Below are 8,379 nucleotides of genomic sequence, written 5' to 3'. Positions count from 1 at the left end.
GGACGCAGGGCTGTCCCGATCAGCGTGAGGTCGGTGGCGTAGGCGGCCAGTGCGGGCGCGAGTTCGCCGTCGACCGATGGCGTGCACATCCACACCTCGAACCGCGGTGGGCCGGCGGTGAGCGCGTTGAGGTCGTCGGCACTGCGGGTTTCCCACGGGATCAGGTCGAGTTCGACCCGATGTGTCTCGTCCAGCAGCACCGAAACCGCTTGGCAGTCTTGGCTTTCGGGCCCGCCTTCGACAGTGTGCAGCGAGACCGAGCTACTGGCCAGCACGGCATGTGGCTGGTGGGCGGTGATGATCAACGACGCAAAAGACCGGCCCTCGTGCTGACGCGTCGCCTGGTAGCGGACCGGTTGGGCGGCCCGTCCTTCGCGGGCGAACACCGCATGCATTGACTTGACCGTTTTGTCCGGGCAGGCCAGCGATGCGGCCCGGACGAACTGCGCGAGGAGCTGGCCGCCGAACACCCGGTGGTAATCCAACTGTTGGCTGACGCCCTCGAACACCGTGACGTCATCGGGCTCGGAAGGCTCGCGCTCGATCTGCAGATCAAGGCAACCGAGCAGGTCGGTCCAGAGATCGAGCACGCGGTCAGTGTAAGTTAAATTCTCGCTGACCGGTAACCCGGTTCTCATCGGCTATTTGCCGACGAAACCCCGCGAGCAGAAGTCCCAGACCTCATCGGCGGTAATGGGATGCGAGGATTCGTCGTCAGGTCCGCCGCTGGACTGGGCGATGAACATGACCGTTTGCATGGTCATCGCCGCCATCCGCCGTGGGTTGATGCCGGCGCGCAGCTCGCCCGCATTGCCTGCCGCTTCCATCAGCTCGGCGAGCAAAGTAACAAGCGGCGCGTGAGCGACCTTGACCTCGGCGGGATGCGATACCAGTAGTCGTGGAGCAAAGTCGGTGAACAGCGGCCTCTTGGCCGTCGGGTCCGGCCGCGAAGACTCGAACAGCAACTCGACGGCGACCTTTAGCCGGTCGATCGGGTCGTCGTGGTTGGCGGTCGCGGCGCGAATCTGGTCGGCCGAACGGCTCAGCGCGTCTTCGAACAGCGCCAGCAGCAATTCATGCTTGCCGTCAAACTGCAGGTAGAAGCTCCGTAGCGACTGGCGGGAACGGTCGACGACCTCTTGCACGGTGAAATCTGTGCTGCCCTTTTCGATGATGATGGCCTGAGCCGCATCCAGGAAACGTTGGACGCGTTGCGCGGCCCGCAGCTTTGCCGTTTTGATCGACCGCTCAACGGCGCGCTGCTTCCAGGCCGGCTCTTCGCTCGGGCTGGTCACGGGCGGCTCAGTTGCTTGCCGCGAGGGGAGAACATGGTTGGACTGTACCGGAGAACGCCGTGTCATAGGTGTGCTAGCCCCCTCGCGGGACGACGTGTTTGAGATTGTAACTTTCTCTGCACGAGAATACTATTCTCTCACTGCGCTCCATGGAAGCAGAACTTGAATTACCGGCCGGCGAGGGAGGGTTCATGCAATTGACCTTCGATGCCGACGTCGAGGCGTTCCGCGCCGAATTCGTGGCTTTTCTCGACGAGCATCTGCCGGACGAAGCCGACGCAGTGCAACGCTCACACTCGTCGTCCGACGTCCCGCCATGGGCTCGGCAGTGGCAGCGACTGCTGTTCGATCACGGTTGGCTGGTGCCCGGCAACCCGCCCGAGTTCGGCGGCCGCAGCGCTACGGTGCTGCAGCAGTACGTGCATGCCGAAGAGTTGTCCCGCCGGCGCATCTACCAGAGCTTCAATCCGCAGGGCGTCGGGATCATCGCTGCGTCGCTCCTGTCGTTCGGGACGCCGGAACAGAAGCGGCGCTGGGCAGTGCCGATTTTGCGGGCCGAGATCACCGCGTCGCTGGGAATGAGCGAACCGGGCGCCGGTTCGGATCTGGCATCGCTGCGCACCCGCGCGGTACTCGACGGCAACGACTTTGTGGTCAACGGGCAGAAAGTCTGGACCTCAGGCGCCCACCATGCGGATGTGCTGCTGACATTCGTGCGCACCGATCCCGATGCTGCTAAACACAAGGGGATCAGCGTGCTGCTGATCCCGACCGACAGTCCCGGTGTCGCGCGCCGCCCTTTTGCGTCGGCGTCTGGTCTCGACGACCAGGATTTCAACGAGGTGTTCTTCACCGATGTTCACGTGCCGACGGAAAATCTGGTCGGAGAAATCAACCAAGGGTGGCGAGTCGCCACCGGGTCGCTGGGCCACGAGCGCACCATGCTCTGGATGGGCTACGCCGACCAATTGCGGGAAATGACTGAGGATTTCCGGCCGACCGATGAACTGGAACGTGATCGCTACGCCACGCTGGTGATGGATTGCGAGGCGCTGCGATTGCTAGGTTCGGTGGTGCTGGCGCGTGCCGCCCGTGGTGAAGAAGATGTGCCGGCCCAGTCGGTGCTCAAGTTGCTCGGGTCCGAAGCGGTGCAGACCGCGACCGAACACGTGCTGGCCGCCGCGAGTGTCGACGGGCTGATGCACCCCGCCGTCACCGGCCCGTATGCGCCGTTGAACTTGGATTCCCACTACGGCAGCTGGTTTGATCGCTACTTCCGTAGCTTCGCCGCAACCATCGCCGGTGGCACGTCCGAAATTCAGCGGAACATCATCGCTCAGCGAATACTCGCCCTGCCGCGGAACTAGAGCTGCACCAAACGCGGCGCAAATCCCTTGTCGCGCAACGTCACGCCGGCTTCTCGGGTCAATTCGCGTGAGCTACCGAGCAGGCCGTCCAGGACCAACACACGCTTGACGTGACGCTGCAAGTCATGCTCGGCGGTGAAACCGATCCCGCCGAGGACCTGCTGACAGTGGCGCGCAGCGGTCAACGCGGCCTGGCCTGCGGCGGCCTTGGCGAGCAGAAAGCTCAGCTCGTCAGGTTGGGCCGCAGCGGCCTGCAGGGTGGCCTCCGCGCCTTCGATGGCGACCAGCGTCTCGGCCAGCCGATGCCGGATCGCCTGAAACGATGCGACGGGGCGACCAAACTGGCGGCGGTCCAAGGCGTGCTGGCGCGCGAGCGACAACATTGCGCGGCCGGCGCCCACAAGCCACCAACCGACCGCGTGCCGTCCCGGCGCGACAGGCGTCGAGTCACCCTCAGGCACAGGGTGGATCGGCAAATCGTCGCCGAGCACCGAGCTCGGCTCGCCGGTACGAGCCCAAACAACCCAGGAGCCACCCGTGTATCGCATCGGCACCGTGCCGCCGCCTTCACGACCGGCCGCACGTAGCACGACGTCGTTGAGCACCGGGGCATGAGCACCCGTCTCGCCAAGCAACCGAAATACCAAAGGGACTGCGGATTCCGGCATTTCGTCCAGCATCTCGAGCCAGCCCAGCTCGGCTAGGGCGGCGTCGAGTTGCTGGCCCGACACCGTCGTCATCGTCTTACGCAAGCCGTCTTCGAGCAGCTGCAAGGATTCGCTGTCCACGCTCACTCCTTGCCCAGATCCAGCAGCCGGCGCGCAATGATGTTGCGCTGGATCTCAGCGGTGCCGCCATAGATGGTCGCCGCTCGCGAGTAGAGAAATTCCGAGCGCCAAGGTGTGTCGTCCAGCTCCAGTGTCCCGGGCAGGAGGTCACGCACGGTGTCGTAGAGCCGCTGCTCGGCGCCGGCCAACAACACCTTGTCGATCGATGTCTGTGGCCCCAACGGTTCGCCATCGGCCAGCCGATGCTGAGTGGCCCGAGACCGGCAGCGCAGCGTGTGCAACGCGAGATAGGCTGCGCCGAGCTCATATTCGTCAGGATCGAACGCTTCCGCGATCAGCTCGTCGAAGCGCGAGTAGAGGTAAGCGATGCGCTGCCAGAAACAGGTGGACCGTTCGTAGGGCAGCAGGTCCATCGCCAGTCGCCAGCCATCGCCCGGCTGGCCGAGCATGCGTTTTGCAGGCACCACCACGTCGTCGTAGTAAACCTCGCAGAATTCGTCTACTCCGTGCATGGTCTGCAGCGGCCGGATGGTGATGCCGGGAGTGTCCAAGTCGACGAAGAACGCGGTGATTCCGTCGTAGCCGGGTGCGGTGCGGGTGAGCAGGACACACCGGGTGGAGAACTGCGCGAAGCTGGTCCAGACCTTCTGCCCGTTGACGACCCAGTTGTCCCCGTCCTGGACCGCGCGGGTAGTCAGCGACGCCAGGTCGCTGCCCGATCCCGGCTCGGAAAAGCCCTGACACCATTGCTCTTCGCCCCTGAGCAGGCGTGGCACCATTTCGGCGGCGAGTTCTGCTGGCGCATAGTCGATCATCGTCGGCGTGAGCACCTCGAGCATCGAATACGGACCAGGTTCGGCGAGGCGTCGGCCCACTACCTCTTCGCCGACAACCGCGCGAAGCATTGCCGGACCACCTAATCCGCCGACTTCGACCGGCCAGCCGTATCGCATCCAATCGGCGTCGTAGAGCGCCCGGCAGACACGGGCGTATTGCTGCATATGACCCTGCAGCGAATGATCCGGCCCCGGCGTCAGATCATTTTCGTCGAGCCAGGCCCGAAGATCCGAGCGGAACTCGTCGACCTTCATGCAGGATTGGCGCTCGGTCGCCCGATCGCGTGCGGGCGGCCGGAGTCGTGTGTGCCGCTGCGCCGAATGAACGTCATGGCACGGGTTTTCAGCCGCCACCCGTCGGCGGTCCGCACATAGTTGTCCTTGTAATAACCGATCCGCATGTCGTGGGTGGCGTGGTCGATGAAGCACAGCGGTTGGGTTCCGGTCGCGGTGTCGCCGTCCAGATCGATCACCGGGGTCGCGGTCATGAACAAGCCTTTGGGAGCAGCGTCGACCAGCACCGGAAACCGGTCCAGCGAATATGTTTCGCCGAACGCGCTGTAGGTACCGTCCGGGGTGAAGACCGCGACCAAGCCGTCGATGTCTTCCTGCGTGATCGTCACCGCGTAGCGAGCCAGCAATTGCTGGATCTCGACAAGGTCCTCAATTCGGTTGGACATAAACCTTGCCGCCTTTCATCACGAAGCCCACCTTCTGGGTTACGCCGATGTCGGACAATGGATCCCCCGGCACGGCGATGATATCGGCAACCTGGCCCTCGGCCAGCCTGCCTCGGTCGGTCACATTGATCAGATCCGCGGCGACCACGGTGGCGGCCCGCAGCACCGCCAACGGCGGCAGCCCCCAGTCGACCAGCGTGACAAGCTCGTCGGCGTTCTTGCCGTGCGGAATCGCGGGAGCGTCGGTTCCGACCGCGATCTTCACGCCGGCTTCGTAGGCGGCCAGGATCGAGGTCCGCGACTTCGGGAACATCTCTGCGGCCTTGGCCTGAAGCTCAGGCGGGGCATGCGAGACGTCCATTCCCTCAGCCAGTCGCCGCGTCGACACCAGAAAGGTGCCGCGCTCGACCATCAACGCGATCGCATCGTCGTCGATCAGGAACCCGTGCTCGATGCAGTCGATACCGGCTTCGACGGCGTGTTTGACCGCTTCGGCGCCATGTGTGTGCGCAGCCACCCGCATCCCACGGCGATGGGCCTCGTCGACGATCGCTCGCAGTTCTTCATCCGAATAGTGCTGTGCGCCAGGCGGTCCCGTCAACGACATGACGCCGCCCGAACAGCAGACTTTGATCAGCTCGGCACCGTGCTTGATCTGGTAGCGCACCGCCTTACGGATCTCGTCGACCCCGTTGGCGATGCCCTCCTCGACCGTCAACTCCAGTACGTGCGGCGCGAACGCGGCGAACATCGTCGGGTCCAGATGCCCACCGGTGGGGGTGATCGCGTGCCCCGCCGGAACTACCCGCGGGCCGTCGATCCAGCCCGCGTCGATCGCCTTGCCGAGCGCGACGTCGAGCAGATAGCCACCGGTCTTGACGAACAGACCGAGGTTGCGCACGGTGGTGAATCCCGCCCGCAGCGTCCGGCGGGCGTTGCCCACGGCACGCAACATCCGGGTCGGTGGATCATCCTGCACCGAAGACAGCGCGGGTTTCTCCCCACGCCCGCCCATCAACAGGTTGACTTCCATGTCCATCAGCCCGGGCAGCAAGACCGAGGCGCCGAGATCGATGACGTCACCTTCGGGTTTGCCGCCAACGCCGACGATCCGGTCCCCATCGATGCGCAGGATGCCGGGCGAGACGATCTCGCCGGCGTCGACGTCGAGTAGTCCGGCAGCCTTGAGCGTGAGCACCGTCTAGATCACCGGCTCCCTGATCAGCTCGACCCACGCCGCCCCGCTGTCGGGGACCCGGGGCTGCTTCCACGCCTCGATCGGAAATGACACCATGACCAGCGACTGCATCAGATGCATCAGAGTTCGCGCGTCCTCGGGCAGGTCGTCGAGCGGGAACTTGTCGCAGTACTCGATGACATCGTTCAACCGGGGGAACGCCACGTCGTAGAACGCTTGCATCTCGGGCATCGACGACGCCAGCCGTTTGGCGTACCGCTCAGGCTCGGTGGCCAGATCCCACGCGAGATATGGCTCCAGGTCCGAGAATTCGGCGGGCAGTTGTTCAGTGGTGGCCATTGCTGGCGTACTCCTTCACGTAGTCACCGGTCACCTTGTGCAGGTGGCGCAGCATGATCTCCTGATCGCACAGCGGGAAGTCGTTGACCACCTTGGTGCCGATCATGGTCTGAGTCGCCTCCAAGGTGTTGGCATCTTGAAGCGCGTACTCCTTGAACGTCACCGCGGCCAGCTCCTGGGCCAGGCGTTCACGCGCGTTACGCGGTGGCACGAAGTACAGCGTGCATTCGAAGATGTGCTTGTCGACGGCGGTCGGCCAGTAGTGGTAGGTCAAGAACCAGCCCGGCTCCCAGATCAGCAACATGAAGTTCGGGTAGAAGTGCCACTCGTCGATGCCCCATTGCGGCACCTTCTTCGGGTTGATGCCCGGGGGCAACTCACCGAACTTCGCGATGAGTTCCGGCTTGTCCCAGGGGCCGAACAGCCCGCTGCGCAGCACCTGGTCCATCGGCTTGACCATGTCCATGGACGCGGGCGGCGCCTGACCGCCCCAGGTTGAGATCATCGCGTGCGGGCTCGCCATTTCGTAGTACAGCGCCTCGAAGCCGTACTTCTGGATCTTGGCCGCCTCTTCCTTGGTGTACTGCCCCTGGTGCAACACCGGCGCGTGATAGAACTCGGCGAACGCGTCCATGAACAGCTTCCAGTTGCTGCCGACCTCGGCCCGGTAGGAGTAGGTCTCGGTCATCTCGCCGAACGGGTAACCCTCGATGCCTTTGGCCAGTGGTCCGAGGTAGTCGACCAGCGGCTTGGCTTGGTTGTCGAAGTTGACGAAGATGAAGCCTTCCCACAACTCGCACCGAACCGGCACCAGCCCGTAGTCGCTCTTGTCGACGTCGAAGAACTCGCCCTCCTGCTGGATGAAGGTCAGATCACCGTCGAGGCTGTAGCGCCACGCGTGGTACTTGCAGGTGAACTGACGGCAGGTCCCCGAGGTCTCCTCGTGCGGAAAGTCGTTCCACACCAGCTTGTTTCCGCGGTGGCGACAGACGTTGTGATACGCCTTGACCGACCCGTCCTTGGTCTTGACGATGATGACCGACATGCCCTTGCCGGCCGACGGCAACTCCTTGGTGAAGTAGCTGCCGGTGCGCGGTAGGCGCCCGACGCGGCCGACGTTGAGCCAGGTCCGCTTGAAGATCGCATCCCGCTCGGCTTCGAAGAACGCCGGATCGATCGAGTCGGTGTAGTCCACCGGCGCGGTGCCCAGCTCCGGATAGTTCTCGGTCCAACTGCCCGCGTCCGGCTTGGTGAAGTGTGCCAACGTACTTACCTCTTCTCTGTTTCGCCATCATGGTCGCCTTCGACCTCGACGCCAAAAGTGTTCAATGCCATCGCAAGTGCGATGTAGTTACCGACGGTGAAGACAAAGTCCATCCGCTGCCGTTCATCGAGTCGTTCGCCGAGGGCCGCCCAGGTCTGATCCGAGATGTTGGTCTTCTCGTCGAGTTCGTCAACGGCGTTCATCAACGCGCTGTCGAACGGGTCTTTGGATTGGCCCGTCTGTGCGGCTTCGATGTCGGCGTCGGACAGCCCGATTTTTCTGCCCATCTCGACGTGGTGCAACCACTCATAAGTGCAGCCGCGACGGTGTGCGACGCGCAGGATGACCTGCTCGCGAATGCGGGCCGGCAACGTCGACCCGTACAGCAAGTAGGTGCTGAATTTGAGATACGCGTGCGTCAGCTTCGGATGACGCACCAGGGTAGAAAGCAGGGTGCCGGCGCCGTCCGGGTTCCGCCGCTCCTCGGGGAGCATGCCCGACACCGCGTGCCGGGCAGCGTCGTCCCACTGATCCGCCGGCAACGGGGACAGACGCATACGGGCTCCTCGTCTAAGAGAATCAGATTCTCATATTTGATCAATAGGTTTCCAC

Annotated in this window: 10 protein-coding genes; 1 reads left to right on the top strand and 9 read right to left on the bottom strand. The window is 63.7% G+C overall.

The annotated features are described in order from the left end of the window. Window positions 1-590 (bottom strand): acyl-CoA thioesterase (locus tag VN856_RS28650; RefSeq protein WP_325695648.1); only part of this gene is annotated, 590 nt, incomplete at its 3' end. Window positions 591-641: 51 nt separating this feature from the next. Then, entirely contained in the window at window positions 642-1,295 is a 654-nt protein-coding gene (locus tag VN856_RS28645; RefSeq protein WP_325695645.1) for a TetR/AcrR family transcriptional regulator, read from the bottom strand. A gap of 191 nt (window positions 1,296-1,486) precedes the next feature. Here VN856_RS28645 and VN856_RS28640 point away from each other — a divergent pair, with 191 nt between their 5' ends. After that, on the top strand, window positions 1,487-2,662 hold the full coding sequence (locus VN856_RS28640) for an acyl-CoA dehydrogenase family protein (protein WP_325695642.1): 1,176 nt from the start codon (window positions 1,487-1,489) through the stop codon (window positions 2,660-2,662). On the opposite strand, the gene VN856_RS28635 is transcribed toward VN856_RS28640, so the two are convergent. Genes VN856_RS28635 through VN856_RS28605 form a run of 7 tightly spaced genes read right to left on the bottom strand, consistent with a single transcriptional unit; the run spans window position 2,659 to window position 8,324 of the window. Further along, window positions 2,659-3,402, bottom strand: coding sequence for an acyl-CoA dehydrogenase family protein (locus tag VN856_RS28635; RefSeq protein WP_325695651.1), 744 nt, complete (start codon window positions 3,400-3,402; stop codon window positions 2,659-2,661). The genes VN856_RS28640 and VN856_RS28635 overlap by 4 nt on opposite strands. Before the next feature lie 50 nt (window positions 3,403-3,452). Then, window positions 3,453-4,541 carry an acyl-CoA dehydrogenase family protein gene (locus VN856_RS28630; protein WP_325695639.1) on the bottom strand — a complete coding sequence of 363 codons (1,089 nt, stop codon included), beginning with the start codon at window positions 4,539-4,541 and terminating at the stop codon, window positions 3,453-3,455. Then, window positions 4,538-4,966 carry a nuclear transport factor 2 family protein gene (locus VN856_RS28625; protein ID WP_325695636.1) on the bottom strand — a complete coding sequence of 143 codons (429 nt, stop codon included), beginning with the start codon at window positions 4,964-4,966 and terminating at the stop codon, window positions 4,538-4,540. Before VN856_RS28625 ends, VN856_RS28630 begins: the two co-directional genes overlap by 4 nt. Beyond that, window positions 4,950-6,164: an amidohydrolase family protein gene (locus VN856_RS28620; RefSeq protein ID WP_325695633.1), complete on the bottom strand. Its 1,215-nt coding sequence runs from the start codon at window positions 6,162-6,164 to the stop codon at window positions 4,950-4,952. Before VN856_RS28620 ends, VN856_RS28625 begins: the two co-directional genes overlap by 17 nt. Window positions 6,165-6,167: 3 nt before the next feature. Next, the gene (locus VN856_RS28615; RefSeq protein ID WP_325695630.1) at window positions 6,168-6,503 is read right to left on the bottom strand and encodes a hypothetical protein; all 336 of its coding nucleotides are present in this window, start codon (window positions 6,501-6,503) and stop codon (window positions 6,168-6,170) included. Beyond that, a complete protein-coding gene (locus tag VN856_RS28610) occupies window positions 6,490-7,767 on the bottom strand; it encodes an aromatic ring-hydroxylating dioxygenase subunit alpha (RefSeq protein ID WP_325695627.1) in 1,278 nt (425 codons plus the stop codon). The genes VN856_RS28615 and VN856_RS28610 overlap by 14 nt, the downstream gene beginning before the upstream one ends. 5 nt (window positions 7,768-7,772) lie before the next feature. Continuing rightward, window positions 7,773-8,324: a carboxymuconolactone decarboxylase family protein gene (locus VN856_RS28605; protein ID WP_325695625.1), complete on the bottom strand. Its 552-nt coding sequence runs from the start codon at window positions 8,322-8,324 to the stop codon at window positions 7,773-7,775. Between the last annotated feature and the right edge of the window lie 55 nt (window positions 8,325-8,379).

It is taken from the genome of Mycobacterium sp. (genome assembly GCF_035603715.1).
Lineage (GTDB): Bacteria > Actinomycetota > Actinomycetes > Mycobacteriales > Mycobacteriaceae > Mycobacterium.
Note: the sequence above shows the minus strand (reverse complement) of the source record. Positions and strands in the feature narration are given on the sequence as shown.

Excerpts from the sequence above, each read along its gene's own strand:
- VN856_RS28640 (WP_325695642.1), top strand. The coding sequence starts at position 1,487 with ATGCAATTGACCTTCGATGCCGACGTCGAGGCGTTCCGCGCCGAATTC.
- VN856_RS28605 (WP_325695625.1), bottom strand. The coding sequence starts at position 8,324 with ATGCGTCTGTCCCCGTTGCCGGCGGATCAGTGGGACGACGCTGCCCGG.
- VN856_RS28630 (WP_325695639.1), bottom strand. The coding sequence starts at position 4,541 with ATGAAGGTCGACGAGTTCCGCTCGGATCTTCGGGCCTGGCTCGACGAA.
- VN856_RS28625 (WP_325695636.1), bottom strand. The coding sequence starts at position 4,966 with ATGTCCAACCGAATTGAGGACCTTGTCGAGATCCAGCAATTGCTGGCT.
- VN856_RS28635 (WP_325695651.1), bottom strand. The coding sequence starts at position 3,402 with ATGACGACGGTGTCGGGCCAGCAACTCGACGCCGCCCTAGCCGAGCTG.
- VN856_RS28615 (WP_325695630.1), bottom strand. The coding sequence starts at position 6,503 with ATGGCCACCACTGAACAACTGCCCGCCGAATTCTCGGACCTGGAGCCA.